Genomic DNA, 13,261 nt, shown 5'->3' with positions numbered 1-13,261 from the left:
ACGGTTTGCGTGGGATTCTTATCGTATGGCGCCTATGACAGTGGTGGAGGGGCGACGGCTCGCGCTGAGCAACCTGGAGAAGGTGCTGTATCCCGCCACCGGTTTCACCAAGGGCGAGGTGCTGCACTACTACGCCACCGTCGCCGAGGTCCTGCTGCCCCACCTGCACGACCGGGCGGTGTCCTTCCTGCGGTATCCGGACGGGCCGGACGGGCAGCGGTTCTTCGCGAAGAACGTGCCGCCGGGTACGCCCGAGTGGGTCACCACCGCCGAGGTGCCCCGGGTCGAGGGGCCGTCGCGGATGGTCCTGGTGCAGGACCTGCCGAGCCTGATGTGGGCGGCGAACCTGGTGACCGAGTTCCACACGCACCAGTGGCTCGTCGGCTCGCCGGACGAGGCCGACCGGATCGTCTTCGACCTCGACCCGGGGGCGCCGGCGACCGTGGTGCAGTGCTGTGAGGTCGCGCTGTGGCTGCGCGAGCGGCTCGCGCGGGACGGCTTCGAGACGTACGCGAAGACCTCCGGCTCGAAGGGGCTGCACCTGCTCACGGCGGTGCGGGGGGCGTCCTCCGAGCAGGTCTCGGAGTACGCCAAGGCCCTCGCCGTGGAGGCGGAGAAGGCCATGCCGCGCCTGGCCCTGCACCGGATGACGCGCAGTCTGCGGCCCGGGAAGGTGTTCGTCGACTGGAGCCAGAACGCCGCCCGCAAGACGACCGCGGCGCCCTACACCCTGCGGGCCCGCCCCGAGCCGACCGTCTCGGCGCCGGTGACCTGGGAGGAGGTCGAGGAGTGCCGGGCGCCCGGGCGGCTGGACCTCCGGGCAGGGGACGTACCGCCCCGGGTGCAGGACTTCGGGGACCTGCTCGCGCCGCTGCTGGACCCGGAGCGGGCCGGGGCGTTGCCGTAGAGACGCCCCGGCCGGCAACGGGGCCGGTGCGCCGTGCCGTCACCTCACACCCGTCAGACCCGCGCCCAGGTGTTCCGGTCGCGGGCCATGGCGTGCAGGGCCTCCACGTCCGCCGGCTTGAGGACGCCGCCCTGGCGGGACAGGTCCGGCAGGTCGCCGTCCGCCAGGACCCGCAGCCCGCGCGGCGGGACCGGGACCGACACGGCCGCCGGGCCCACCAGGACGAGGACCGGGCGGACCTCCGCGGTCAGGGCGTAGGAGGCGCGGGCGGCGTCGGAGCGGACGCGGCGCAGCAGGGGTTCGGGGTCGTGGCGGCCCAGCGCCACGAGCGGGTCGGAGACCCGGACGCGCTGCCGGCGGGCGTACAGCGTGTGCACGGCGTACAGGCCGCCGGGGCCGATCAGAAGGTGGTGGACGCGGTCGCCGCCCGGCAGTGGTACGGAGTGCAGGGCGTGCCAGCCCGCCCCGTCGAGGGCGTCCAGGGCGTCGCCCACCGTCTGCTCGGCGGCCAGGGCGCGGCGGCGGGGGTCGGGCCGCAGCCGGTGGGCCGGCCCGGGGTCCCGGTCCAGGGCGACGACAAGGGCCTCGCCGGGACGGTTGGGGGCGAGGTCGTCGTCCGGGTGGAGGGCGAGGCGGGCGAGTTCGGCCGGGGTCGGCACCGGGGGCGGGCCGACCGCCACGGGGCCGGTGAGGAAGGGCTGGAGAACGCGCAGGACCTCGTCCTCGCGGTCCTCGGCGAGCAGGCTGACCCGGGCGGCCTCACGGTCGTACCAGGCGACGTTGCCGCCGTCCGGGAGGCAGACGTAGAGCAGCTGCCGGCCGTGCCTCCAGGTCGGTATGACGCGCAGTCCTCGCATGCACCATCACCCCCGACCATGGGAACAGGCGGGGTGCTGCGGGGGCAAGAACCCGGTTACCTTGGGAAGGAGTTGGGCCCGTCCGGCGACGGGGCGCGGGAAGGCACCGCGCCTGGTCAGCGGGGCGGGCCCCCGGGCGGTGAGGTGGGAGGCGTCGGTGCGTACCCGCGGAAAACCCGATGTTCCGGCTCCGCAGAACGCGTGGAGCGAGGTGGTCCCCGGTCTGTGGATGGGCGGCCACGAGTACGCCGGCGGCTCCGGCCACCGGGAGTTCGCCGTCGTACGGGACGAGTTCGACCTGGTGCAGACGCTGCTGCGGCTGCCCGGCCACGGCCCCGATCCGGGCGTGCGGCACCAGGTCTGGCCGATCCCGGACGGGCCGCTGGACGGCACCCAGCTGGCCGGGGTGATGCGGCTGGCCGAGGCCGCGTGCGAGGCGCTGGACGACGGCCGCAGGGTCCTGGTCCGCTGCTTCCACGGCTACAACCGCTCGGGGCTGGTGGTCGCGCACGTGCTGATGCGCCGGGGCAGTTCGGCCGAGGCGGCCATCCGGCTGATCCGGGACCGCCGCTCGCCCTGGGCGCTGCACAACGACCTGTTCGTCGACTACCTGCGGGCCGGTCTGGCCACGGCCCGACTGCTGGAGGAACTCACCGAGCAGCAGGGCGCGGAGTAGGGCGGCCCCGTCGGACACACAGGTGGCCGAGTGCGCGATACGGCGTGCGGGGTGCGAAGCACGTGCGAGGTGTGGGGTGCGGGGTGCCCACGGCTGTACGGCGTGCGGCGTAGGGCTTGGCTTGCGACGTGCGGTGTGCCGCCGTATCGCCGTGTCGCCGTGCCTGCGGCTCACGGCCGCCCTCGCGCGCAAATGGGACGTCCCCGCGAATAAGGTGTACGCGGCCGGCGGTCGCGTCCGAGCCGCGTGATCACCCACCCCCGCAGGAGTGCAGTGCCCCCCAGCCGCCGCCCCGGTACCCGCAGCCGCCTCGGCCCTTTCGCGTGCCGACCCGGCCGCCCCGCGCGTGCGGCGGCCGTCGCCGTGCTGCTGCTGGCCGGGGCCGTGGGCTGCGGGGACGCCGGTGGTCTCGAGGGCGCGGGGGCGACCCCGACGGCGGCCGGGCCGGTCCGGCTGTGGCCGGGGATGACACCGGCGTCCAGTCCGGCCTTCGAGATCGGCGAGGTCGACACCGAGGTCGTCAAGGGCGTGCGGGTCCCCGGCGACGACCTCCGCAAGGTGGACCCGGTCGGCATCGTCCGGGCCGAGATCGCCGCGCACCCCGGTGACTACGACGGCGCCAAGGCCCCCTACCGCGGCACGAAGGCCCGGATGGCCGACTGCGCGGACGGCGCCGGGCACGGCGACTGCCCGGTCCTCGGCCCGTACTACCGGGACCTGACCGGGGACGGGCGCGACGATCTCGTGCTGGGCTTCCGGCTCCTGCCCGGCAAGACCACGGCCGTGCGCGTCTACACGGTGGTCGGGCACCGGGTCGAACAGGTGATGGCCTGGGAGGACGCGCTCAGCGGCGTGGAGCTGGCCGGGCGCTCCTTGGTGATCCGTTCACCCTCCGAGGTGGCCGGGTACGAGTACCGGCTCCAGTGGACCTGGGACCGGGACCAGGGGGCCATGCTCCTCACGCACGACGAGATGCTGCGCACCGGCTCGCGCAAGCCCCCGCACCGGGCGTCCCCCACACCCACCCCCACGTCGTCCCCCTCGGCCGCCGGGGCACCCTCCGGTTCGTCCGCCGCGAGCAGCGGATGAGAAGGCCCGCACTCCTGCGGCGGCCGGTACTTCGCCGAAGGTCCGGCCTCCCCCGGTGGTCCGGGGCGCTCGCCGTCAAGGCCGCCGCCTTCATCACGGTGATGTGCTGCGCGCTGGCCGCGCTGCTCGGCGTCCTGGTGCACGTGCAGGTGACGAACCAGACCGTCGGTCAGGCCCGCCACCAGGCGTTGCAGCGGCTCACGGACGCGACGCGGCGGTACGAGGCCGGGGACGCCCTGCGGCGGGACGCCGGGCTGGATCCGCGCGGACTGCCGCGCGAGCTGCGGGACCTGGCGGCGTCCGGGGACCGGGGCACGATGGTCGCCGACCGGGACGGGCGGCCGACGATGTGGGCGGCCGGGCCCGCCGACGGGGGCCGCGCCCTGGCCGTGGCGGTGGACTACTCGCAGCAGGCCCGCACGATCGCGGGGCTGGACCGGGCGATCCTGTGGTCCTCGGCGCTGGCGATCGGTGCGACGCTGCTGGTCGGCGCGTTCGCGGTGACGCGGGTGACGCGCCGGCTGCACACCACGGCACAGGTGGCCCGGCGGATCAGCGCGGGTGACCTGGACGCCCGCGTGCACGATCCCCGTACGGAACCGCGGGCCCGGGCCCGGGCCGGGGGCCCGCCGCGTCCGCAGGACGAGGTGGCCGCGGTCGCCGCCGCGCTGGACTCCATGGCCTCCTCGCTCCAGGGCAAACTGCTCGCCGAGCAGCGGTTCACGGCCGATGTCGCGCACGAGTTGCGCACGCCGCTGACCGGACTGCACGCGGCGGCCGAACTGCTGCCGCCCGGCCGGCCGACGGAACTGGTCCGCGACCGGGTGGCGGCGCTGCGCACGCTCACCGAGGACCTGCTGGAGATCTCCCGGCTGGACACCGGCCGTGAGCGGCTGGAACTGGACACCGAGCAGTTGGGGCCGCTGGCCGAACGGGTGGTGCGGGCGGCGGGCGGCGGCACGGAGGTCAGCGTCGTCCGGGACGTGTGCGTGGAGACGGACCGGCGCCGGCTGGAGCGGGTGCTGGGCAATCTCGTGGCCAACGCGCACCAGCACGGAGCAGGGCCGGTGGTCCTGACGGTGGACGGCCCGGTGGTGACCGTGCGCGACCACGGCGAGGGCTTCCCCGACTACCTGGTGGTGCACGGCCCGCAGCGCTTCCGCACGGAGGGCGGTACGCGGGGGCACGGGCTGGGGCTGACCATCGCGGCCGGGCAGGCCGAGGTGCTCGGCGCGCGACTGGAGTTCGGCCACGCCCCGGACGGCGGAGCGGTGGCGACACTGCGGCTCCCGACACAGTGACGACCGCGGGCCGTGCCTGCCGGGGCGGCTTCGGCCGGGGGTGGCGGCGGGCCCAGCCTGCCACCCCCCGGGGGGCTTTGGCTGGGGTGACGATCGCGGGCCGTGCCTGCCTCGGCCGGCTTCAGCCGGGGGCCGACGGCGGGCCTTCCCTGCCGCGGGCGAGTGCTTAGCCTGGGTGACGGCCACCTGGCCGCGCCTGCCGGGACCGGCTTCGGCCGGGGGACGACGACGGGCCCAGCCTGCCACCGGGTGGGAAAGGGGGCTTCAGCCCGGGTGACAGCCCGGCAGTGGGGTTTCCTTGCCACGGGCGGGCTCCAGCCAGGGGACAGCCACGCGCCCCACTCACCATGGAGGCTCCCGCTATGTGCCGCCCTGGCGCGGTGTCAGCCACGGGATCTCTCCTGGCCCAGTGCGATTGGCGGTCCGCCCATGACGCCAGGCCCTCTCCTGGCCCAGCCTGAAGGGCGGTCCGCCAGGGGCGCCCCTAGGGTGGCGCTCAGTCGGCTTCGCCACCCTCACCCCCGCATGGAGGTACCCCTCCCCCATGCCCCTGCGCCCCTACCCAGCCCTCACCGCCCCCGCGTACGACGGGCGGAACGGTCCGGCCACCGTGGGACGGCCCGCTGCTGCCACCTCAGCGCTGACACTCCCTCACCCAAAGACTCACAAGACGCACTGTTTGGGTAGGTTCCGGACATGAGCAAGGCCGGAATTACCGTGGCGACGGCGGATCCTCCCGCGGTCGTCGTCCGCCGCCCTCCCCGGCGCCGGGGCGTCGAACTCTCCCTCATCGTCCTGGCCGTCCTGCTGTCGGTCTACGGCTACTGCGCCGTGGGCCTCGCCCGGCACGGCACCCTGCCGCCCGGCGCGGCCGGTTACGGCGCCGGGCTGGGCGTACTGGCCCTGGTGGCCCATCTGGCCGTACGCCTGCGCGCCCCGTACGCCGACCCCCTGCTGCTGCCGATCGGTGTGCTGCTCAACGGGCTCGGCCTGGTGCTGATCTACCGGCTCGACCTGGAGACCCCGGGCGACCGGGCGGCGCCGGCCCAGCTGGTGTGGTCGACGCTGGGCGTGGCACTGTTCACCCTGGTCGTGCTGATCCTGCGCGACCACCGCGTGCTCCAGCGCTACACGTACGTCTGCGTCGTGGCCGCGCTGGTGCTGCTCACACTGCCGATCCTGTTCCCGGCGGTGAACGGCGCCCGCATCTGGATCCGGGTCGCCGGGTTCTCCATCCAGCCGGGCGAGTTCGCGAAGGTGCTGCTGGCGGTGTTCTTCGCGGCGTACCTGGCGGCCAACCGCAGCGCCCTGGCGTACACCGGCCGCCGCCTGTGGAGGTTGCAGTTCCCCACCGGGCGGGTCCTCGGGCCGATCGTGGCCGTCTGGCTGGTGAGCGTCGGCGTGCTGGTCCTGGAGCGTGACCTCGGGACCTCGCTGCTGTTCTTCGGCCTGTTCGTGGTCCTCCTCTACGTCGCCACCGGCCGCACCGGCTGGATCGCCCTGGGGCTGCTGCTGGCGGGGCTGGGCGCGGTCGCGGTGGGCCGGCTGGAGCCGCACGTGCACAGCAGGATCGAGACGTGGCTGCACCCCTTCGCCTCCGTCGAGGCGGGCGAGGGGGCGAACCAGCTCGCCCAGTCCCTGTTCGCCTTCGCGGAGGGCGGCCTGCTCGGCACCGGCCTGGGTCTCGGCCACTCCGTCCTCATCGGGTTCGCGGTGAAGTCGGACTTCATCCTGGCCACGGCCGGTGAGGAGCTGGGCCTGGCCGGCCTGTCCGCGATCTTCCTGCTGTACGGCCTGCTCGTGGAGCGCGGCTTCCGGGCGGGCCTCGCCCTGCGCGAGCCCTTCGGGCGGCTGCTCGCGGTCGGTCTTGCCTCGCTCGTGGCGTTGCAGGTGTTCGTGATCGCGGGTGGGGTGACCGGGCTGATCCCGCTGACCGGCATGGCGATGCCGTTCCTGGCGCAGGGCGGCTCGTCGGTGGTGACCAACTGGGCGATCGTGGCGCTGCTGGTCCGGGTCAGCGACTCGGCCCGGCGCCAGCAGGAAGGGCAGGAGACCCGGTGACCCGGTACATCAGGCACGCCCGCCTCTTCTGCGCGCTGCTGCTGGTGGCCCTGCTGCTGAACGCGGCCCGGGTCCAGCTGGTGCGGGCCCCGGAGTACGACCGCAGTCCGGCCAACCGCCGCCCCGACATCGCCCGTTACGAACAGCCGCGCGGGGACATCCTGGTCGGCGGCAGGGCCGTCACCGGCTCCCGGGACACGCGGGAGCATCTCCGTTTCGAACGGACCTACACGGACGGGCCGTTGTACGCGCCGGTCACCGGCTTCGCCTCCCAGCTGTACGGGACGACGCTGCTGGAGGACGCCCAGGACGGCGTCCTGTCCGGCTCTGACCCGATGCTCGCGCCGTTCCCGCTGTGGGACGAGTTCACGCGGGCGCGGCCCACCGGCGGGGACGTCGTCACGACCCTCCATCCGGGCGCGCAGCGGGCGGCGTTCAAGGGACTCACCGGGCTGAAGGGGGCCGTCGCGGCGGTCGAACCCGCCACCGGCCGGATCCTGGCCCTGGTGTCGGCCCCGTCCTACGACCCGCAGCCGCTGTCCGGCAACGGACCCGGTACGACCCGGGCCTGGAAGCGGCTGAACGCGGACGAGGACCGGCCGATGCTCAACCGGGCGGTACGGCAGACGTATCCGCCGGGGTCCACCTTCAAGGTCGTCACCGCGGCCGCCGCGCTGGACGCGGGTGTGGTGAGGGACCTGGACGCGCCGACCGACTCCCCCGACCCGTACACGCTCCCCGGCACACGCACCCGGCTGACGAACGCCGCCAAGGGCTGCCGGGACGCGTCCCTGCGCAAGGCGTTCACGCTGTCCTGCAACACGGTGTTCGCCAAGCTCGGCGTGGAGGTGGGGGTGGCGGACATGACGGCCACGGCGCAGGACTTCGGCTTCAACGACCCGGCGCTGCGCGTCCCGTTCGCGGTGGCCCGCTCCACCTTCGACACCGCGCTGGACCGGGCGCAGCTCGGACTGTCGTCGATCGGCCAGTACAACACCCGGGCCACGCCGCTGCAGATGGCGATGGTCGCGGCGGCGGTGGCCAACGGGGGGCAGGTGCGCGAGCCGTACCTGGTGGAGCGCACGACCCGGCCGGGCGGCGGCACGCTCGCGACCGCCGGCTCGCGCGCGGCCCGTCAGGCGATGTACCCCTCGACCGCGGTGCGGCTGCGAGCGCTGATGCGGGAGGTGGTGGACAAGGGCACCGGCCGCCGGGCCGCGATCCGCGGCGCGGAGGTGGGCGGCAAGACCGGCACGGCCCAGCACGGCCGCCGCAACTCCGGCATGCCGTACGCCTGGTTCATCTCCTGGGCGCAGGGCGAGGGGGACCTGGAGCCGCGGGTGGCGGTGGCGGTGGTCGTGGAGGACGCGGAGGCGGAGCGCCGGGAGATCAGCGGGGGCGGCGACGCGGCCCCGATCGCCCGGGCGGTGATGGAGGCGGTCCTCACGTCCCATTAGGCGGCTGTCCGCGGCCCCGCACACGGCGGCCGTGGGTCGACAACTCGTGCACGGGGGATTGACGAGCTTGCTGACAGGCAGTCTCATAAGTGGGGACGGTGACGTGTGCACAACGAGGTGGGCAGCCATGACGACCCTGACGGAAGCCGACGCGCTCGACGGCCTGCGCGACGCACTCGGCCTGCTGAAGGACCGGGAGCAGGTGGCCCAGCGGCTGCTCGACTCCTCCGCCAAGCACTCCTTCGACCCGGACGAGGAGCTGGACTGGGACGCGCCCTTCGAGGAGGGCAAGTGGTTCTGGCCGCCGGAGCTGGTCTCGCTCTACGGCACCCCGCTGTGGAAGCGCATGGGCGAGGAGCAGCGCATCCTGCTCTCCCAGCACGAGGCGGCGGCGCTCGCCTCCCTCGGCATCTGGTTCGAGATCATCCTCATGCAGCTGCTGGTCCGGCACATCTACGACAAGGCGGCGACGAGCGCGCACGTGCGCTACGCGCTCACCGAGATCGAGGACGAGTGCCGCCACTCCAAGATGTTCGCCCGTCTGATCTCCCGCGGCGACACGCCCTGGTACCCGGTCAGCCGCGCCCACCAGCAGCTCGGCCGGCTGTTCAAGACCGTCTCCACCACCCCCGGCTCCTTCACGGCCACCCTCCTCGGTGAGGAGGTCCTCGACTGGATGCAGCGTCTGACGTTCCCCGACGAGCGCGTCCAGACCCTGGTGCGAGGCGTCACGCGCATCCACGTCGTGGAGGAGGCCCGCCACGTCCGCTACGCCCGGGAGGAACTGCGCCGCCAGATGGTGACGGCCCCCCGGTGGTCCCGGGAGTTCACCCGCGTCACCTCCGGCGAGTTCGCCCGGGTGTTCTCGGTGGCGTTCGTGAACCCCGAGGTCTACACGAACGTGGGGCTCGACAAGCGGGAGGCCGTCGCGCAGGTCCGGGCGAGCGGGCACCGCCGCGAGGTCATGCAGACCGGCTCCAAGCGCCTGACGGACTTCCTGGACGACATCGGGGTGTTGCGGGGCGTCGGCCGCCGCCTCTGGAAGTCCTCGGGCCTGCTGGCCTAGCCCCCCCACCGCACCGGCCAGGACAAGGCCCCGCACCCGCCGTCGTACGCAAGGGGACGTGTCGGGGGGTGTCCGCCCGCAGCTGGTTGGCGCGTCGACGGACAGTGAGTCGGTACGCCACCCCATCGCGCCGTTCCGAGGACGGACACCCCCCGACACGGCCCCGACCCCGAACCCACGGTCAGGCGCCACGCACCTCCACCGCAGCCGCGCTACGCAGCCGGCGCCGCCCCGATTACGCTGCTGGACATGACACCAGCCGCCTCCAGTCCCGCCTACCGGCGGCTCAGCGTCGAGGAGCGGCGGAGTCAGCTGCTCTCGTCCGCGCTGGGCCTCTTCGCACACCGCGCCCCCGAGGAGGTCTCGCTGGACGACGTGGCCGAGGCGGCCGGGGTGTCGCGGCCGCTGGTGTACCGCTACTTCCCCGGCGGCAAGCAGCAGCTGTACGAGGCCGCGCTGCGCTCCGCCGCCGACGAGCTCCAGGACTGCTTCGACGAGCCCCGCGAGGGCCCCCTGCTCGCCCGGCTGTCCCGGGCCCTGGACCGCTACCTCACCTTCGTCGACGAGCACGACACCGGCTTCAGCGCCCTCCTCCAGGGCGGCAGCGTCGTGGAGACCTCGCGCACCTCGTCCATCGTCGACGGCGTCCGCCGCACCGCCGCCGAGCACATCCTCAGCCACCTGGGCGCCACCCGTCCCGGGCCGAGCCTGCGCATGACGGTCCGCATGTGGATCACCGCGGTGGAGGCGTCGTCGCTGATGTGGCTCGACGAGGGCAAGCAGCCCCCCGCCGGGGAGCTGCGCGACTGGCTGGTCGAGCAGTTCGTGGCGGTGCTGACGGTGACCGCCCGGCGCGACCCGCAGACCGACGCCCTGGTCCGGGCCCTCGCCGAGGATGTCTGACACTGATCCCGTGAAGAGCGAAGAGACCCCCTTCGAGGGCGGCCCGATGGACGGCAGGGTCCTGCCCGTCCTCCTCGGCATCACCGGCCACCCGCCCAAGACGTACCGCATCCCCGTCCCGGACCCCGCGGGCGGCCCGCCCACGGTCCTGGTCTACCGCCGCGTGCCGCGCGGCCCGGGCAAGGTCGGCCTGACGAACCGCTGGAAGTACGAGTACGCCCCGGAGGGCGTGCCGCCCCGCCGGCTGAACTGGCCGTGGTCGAAGCCGCACAGGCCAGACGCCACGCCGCCGGGCAAGCCGGACGACGCCGACGGGTGACCCCGTTGCGCCGAACCGCGCACACCCGCCGCGCGCTCCCCGCGCGCACACCTGATCCTCACGAGTGTCCGGTGGCCGAAGGGCCGCCCCCGCACCCGGAGGTGATGGCATGTCAGCACGGTTCGTGCGTCTGGTCTGTGTCGCGGCGACGGCGGCGACCACGGCCCTCGCGCCCGTCCCCGCCACCGCGGCCCCCAAGCCGGAACCGGCCGCGGACGTCTCCGTCGCCGAGCTGCTGACGGATCTTCAGAAGCTGTACCGGGAGACGGAGAAGGCGACCGAGGCGTTCAACGCCACCGACGAGAAGCTGAAGGCACAGCGCGCCGAGACGGCCCGGCTGGAGCGCGCCCTCGTCCGCGCGCGGCTCTCCCTGTACGACAGCCGGAGCGCGGCCGGCCGGCTGGCCCGCCAGCAGTACCAGAGCAGCACCGACCTCTCCCCCTACGTACGCCTGCTCCTGGCCCGCGACCCGCAGCACGCGATCGAGCAGGGCCAGGTGATCGGCCGGCTGGCGCGGGAGCGCGCCGGCACGGTCGGGCGCCTGACCGGCGCCGAGCGCACGGCCCGTGCGCTGGCCCGCACGTCCCGCAAGGCACTGGACCGGCAGCTCGTCCTCACCGAGCGGCGCAAGAAGGCCCGGGACGAGGTCCGCGCACGCCTCGCGGAGGTGGAGGAGATGCTCACCTCGCTCAGCCGGGACCAGCTCACGGCCCTGGCCGAGCTGGAGGCGGACGGCATCACGAAGGCGCAGCGGAAGTTCCTGGCCTCCGAGGCCCTCGGCGCGCCCGGCGAGGACGAGCCCACCGCCGATGACGCGGCCACCGACGGCGAGGACGACGGCAAGAACCACGACGGCCGTAAGGGCGACGGCCGGAAGGCCGGTGCCGAGAAGGCCAGCGGTGAAAAGGCCGCCGTGCGCCGTCCGACCGCGGCGGGCGCCCGGGCCGTCCGCTACGCCGTGCGGCAGCTGGGCAAGCCCTACGAGTGGGGCGCGGAGGGCCCGAGGTCCTACGACTGCTCGGGGCTGACCTCGCGCGCCTGGGCCGCGGCCGGGAGGGCCGTGCCCCGGACCAGCCAGGAGCAGTGGAAGCGGCTGGAGCGCGTCCCGCTGAACCGGCTGCGACCCGGTGACCTGGTGGTCTACTTCCCCGAGGCCACGCACGTGGCGGTGTACCTGGGCGACGGCATGGTCGTCCAGGCGCCCCGCCCCGGCGCCGAGGTGAAGGTGTCGCCGATCGCGGCCAACCCGGTCCTGGGCGCCGTGCGCCCGGACCCGGACGGGAAGCCCCTGCGGCGTTACGAGCCTCCGGAGCTCCCCGAGGGGGCCGCGGACGGGCCGGACGAGGGCTACGGGTCCTACGCGGCGCCCGCGCCCGACGCCTCGACCAGGTAGGCCTGGGCCTTGTCCGGGTCGTAGAAGAAGTTCTCGAAGTCGGCCGGGTTGTCGAAGCCGTTGGCGAAGCGGTCGGCGACCGGCTGGATCTCGCCGGCGGCGCCGATGAGGTTCAGGATGTGCTCCGGCGGCGGCGCGAGCATCGCGTTGGTCCACTTGGTGACGTGCTGCGCGGTGTTCCAGTAGCGGTCGAAGGTGGCCCGCATCCACTCCTCGTCGAACGGCCTGTCGCCGTGCTCGACGATCGAGGCGAGGTAGGCGGCGGCGCACTTGGAGGCCGAGTTGGAGCCCTGGCCCGTGATCGGGTCGTTCGCCACCACCACGTCGGCGACGCCCAGCACCAGACCGCCGCCGGGCAGCCGCCCCACGGGGTTGCGGACGGTCGGGGCGTAGCGGCCGGCGAGGGTGCCGCCGGCGTCGGTCAGTTCGACCTTGGTGGCCCGCGCGTACTCCCAGGGGACGTACCGCTCCATGAGTTCCAGGGTCAGGGAGAGGTGCTCCGCGGGGTCCTTGACGCCGGCGAAGACGTCGAGCGGACCGCCGGGTATGCCCTCCCAGAAGAGGATGTCGGCGCGGCCGGAGGTGGTCAGGGTGGGCATCACGAACAGCTCGCCGACGCCCGGCACGAGGTTGCAGCGGACCGCTTCGGTGCCGGGGTGCTCGGGGCGCGGCCCGAGGCCGTGGACGTAGGCGACGGCGAGCGCGCGCTGCGGCTCGCTGTACGGGGAGCGCTCCGCGTCGCGGGCGAACATCTGCACCAGTTCGCCCTTGCCGGCCGCGACGAGCACCAGGTCGTAGGTGCGGGAGAAGTAGTCGAGGTCGCCGACGGCCGCGCCGTGGATGACGAGCTGTCCGCCGCGCTGGGCGAAGGTCTCCATCCAGCCGGCCATCTTCACGCGCTGGTCGACGGACTGCGCGAACCCGTCGAGCCGGCCCAGCCAGTCGATGGCCCGGGCGGCCGCGCCCTCGGCCCAGGAGCCGGGGGCGGCGACCGAGACGCCGAGCCCTTCGATCTTCGGGGCCTGGGACTCCCAGAAGTTCAGCTGGAGGTCACGCTCGTGCTGCAGCGCGGTGTGGAACATGCACTGCGTGGACATGACCCGGCCGGTGCGGATCTCGTCCGCCGTCCGGTTCGACATCAGGGTGACCTCGTACCCCTGGGACTGGAGGCCGAGGGCGATCTGGAGGCCGGACTGACCGGCTCCGACGACGAGTATCTTCCGCATGCGGGG

Annotated in this window: 12 protein-coding genes; 10 read left to right on the top strand and 2 right to left on the bottom strand. The window is 74.1% G+C overall.

The window, feature by feature from the left end; genetic code table 11:
• Positions 1 to 25 precede the first annotated feature (25 nt).
• Positions 26 to 907 (top strand): non-homologous end-joining DNA ligase, encoded by an 882-nt coding sequence (gene ligD / locus ACZ6ZN_RS16685; protein WP_469646773.1) that lies wholly within the window; start codon positions 26 to 28, stop codon positions 905 to 907.
• 53 nt (positions 908 to 960) lie between these two features.
• Here ligD and ACZ6ZN_RS16680 read toward each other — a convergent pair whose 3' ends face one another.
• Positions 961 to 1,764: a nuclease-related domain-containing protein gene (locus tag ACZ6ZN_RS16680; protein ID WP_469646770.1), complete on the bottom strand. Its 804-nt coding sequence runs from the start codon at positions 1,762 to 1,764 to the stop codon at positions 961 to 963.
• 157 nt (positions 1,765 to 1,921) lie between these two features.
• Here ACZ6ZN_RS16680 and ACZ6ZN_RS16675 point away from each other — a divergent pair, with 157 nt between their 5' ends.
• The 9 genes from ACZ6ZN_RS16675 to ACZ6ZN_RS16635 all read left to right on the top strand — a co-directional run bounded on the left by ACZ6ZN_RS16675 (position 1,922) and on the right by ACZ6ZN_RS16635 (position 12,029).
• Positions 1,922 to 2,440: a protein-tyrosine phosphatase family protein gene (locus ACZ6ZN_RS16675; protein WP_398106572.1), complete on the top strand. Its 519-nt coding sequence runs from the start codon at positions 1,922 to 1,924 to the stop codon at positions 2,438 to 2,440.
• Positions 2,441 to 2,713: 273 nt separating this feature from the next.
• Entirely contained in the window at positions 2,714 to 3,529 is an 816-nt protein-coding gene (locus ACZ6ZN_RS16670) for a hypothetical protein (RefSeq protein WP_469646768.1), read from the top strand.
• Positions 3,526 to 4,830 carry an ATP-binding protein gene (locus tag ACZ6ZN_RS16665; protein WP_469646766.1) on the top strand — a complete coding sequence of 435 codons (1,305 nt, stop codon included), beginning with the start codon at positions 3,526 to 3,528 and terminating at the stop codon, positions 4,828 to 4,830. The genes ACZ6ZN_RS16670 and ACZ6ZN_RS16665 overlap by 4 nt, the downstream gene beginning before the upstream one ends.
• A gap of 696 nt (positions 4,831 to 5,526) precedes the next feature.
• On the top strand, positions 5,527 to 6,891 hold the full coding sequence (locus ACZ6ZN_RS16660; RefSeq protein ID WP_469646764.1) for an FtsW/RodA/SpoVE family cell cycle protein: 1,365 nt from the start codon (positions 5,527 to 5,529) through the stop codon (positions 6,889 to 6,891).
• Complete coding sequence (locus tag ACZ6ZN_RS16655; protein WP_469646762.1) at positions 6,888 to 8,348, top strand: penicillin-binding transpeptidase domain-containing protein; 1,461 nt, start codon at positions 6,888 to 6,890, stop codon at positions 8,346 to 8,348. The genes ACZ6ZN_RS16660 and ACZ6ZN_RS16655 overlap by 4 nt, the downstream gene beginning before the upstream one ends.
• Positions 8,349 to 8,475: 127 nt before the next feature.
• Positions 8,476 to 9,414: an AurF N-oxygenase family protein gene (locus tag ACZ6ZN_RS16650; protein WP_398106577.1), complete on the top strand. Its 939-nt coding sequence runs from the start codon at positions 8,476 to 8,478 to the stop codon at positions 9,412 to 9,414.
• A 249-nt stretch (positions 9,415 to 9,663) separates the two neighbouring features.
• Entirely contained in the window at positions 9,664 to 10,317 is a 654-nt protein-coding gene (locus ACZ6ZN_RS16645) for a TetR/AcrR family transcriptional regulator (RefSeq protein WP_451876171.1), read from the top strand.
• 10 nt (positions 10,318 to 10,327) lie between these two features.
• The gene (locus ACZ6ZN_RS16640; protein ID WP_398106579.1) at positions 10,328 to 10,636 is read left to right on the top strand and encodes a hypothetical protein; all 309 of its coding nucleotides are present in this window, start codon (positions 10,328 to 10,330) and stop codon (positions 10,634 to 10,636) included.
• 109 nt (positions 10,637 to 10,745) lie between these two features.
• On the top strand, positions 10,746 to 12,029 hold the full coding sequence (locus ACZ6ZN_RS16635) for a C40 family peptidase (protein WP_469646760.1): 1,284 nt from the start codon (positions 10,746 to 10,748) through the stop codon (positions 12,027 to 12,029).
• Here ACZ6ZN_RS16635 and ACZ6ZN_RS16630 read toward each other — a convergent pair.
• On the bottom strand, positions 11,993 to 13,255 hold the full coding sequence (locus ACZ6ZN_RS16630; RefSeq protein WP_469646757.1) for a styrene monooxygenase/indole monooxygenase family protein: 1,263 nt from the start codon (positions 13,253 to 13,255) through the stop codon (positions 11,993 to 11,995). The two genes, ACZ6ZN_RS16635 and ACZ6ZN_RS16630, sit on opposite strands and share 37 nt — an antisense overlap.
• Positions 13,256 to 13,261: the final 6 nt, after the last annotated feature.

The organism is Streptomyces sp. NPDC053665 (assembly GCF_055585285.1).
Note: the sequence above shows the minus strand (reverse complement) of the source record. Positions and strands in the feature narration are given on the sequence as shown.

What these genes read in the sequence shown, in the direction of transcription:
- ligD (WP_469646773.1), top strand. Translation starts at nt 26, where the DNA reads ATGGCGCCTATGACAGTGGTGGAGGGGCGACGGCTCGCGCTGAGCAAC.
- ACZ6ZN_RS16630 (WP_469646757.1), bottom strand. Translation starts at nt 13,255, where the DNA reads ATGCGGAAGATACTCGTCGTCGGAGCCGGTCAGTCCGGCCTCCAGATC.
- ACZ6ZN_RS16665 (WP_469646766.1), top strand. Translation starts at nt 3,526, where the DNA reads ATGAGAAGGCCCGCACTCCTGCGGCGGCCGGTACTTCGCCGAAGGTCC.
- ACZ6ZN_RS16660 (WP_469646764.1), top strand. Translation starts at nt 5,527, where the DNA reads ATGAGCAAGGCCGGAATTACCGTGGCGACGGCGGATCCTCCCGCGGTC.
- ACZ6ZN_RS16680 (WP_469646770.1), bottom strand. Translation starts at nt 1,764, where the DNA reads ATGCGAGGACTGCGCGTCATACCGACCTGGAGGCACGGCCGGCAGCTG.
- ACZ6ZN_RS16645 (WP_451876171.1), top strand. Translation starts at nt 9,664, where the DNA reads ATGACACCAGCCGCCTCCAGTCCCGCCTACCGGCGGCTCAGCGTCGAG.
- ACZ6ZN_RS16635 (WP_469646760.1), top strand. Translation starts at nt 10,746, where the DNA reads ATGTCAGCACGGTTCGTGCGTCTGGTCTGTGTCGCGGCGACGGCGGCG.
- ACZ6ZN_RS16650 (WP_398106577.1), top strand. Translation starts at nt 8,476, where the DNA reads ATGACGACCCTGACGGAAGCCGACGCGCTCGACGGCCTGCGCGACGCA.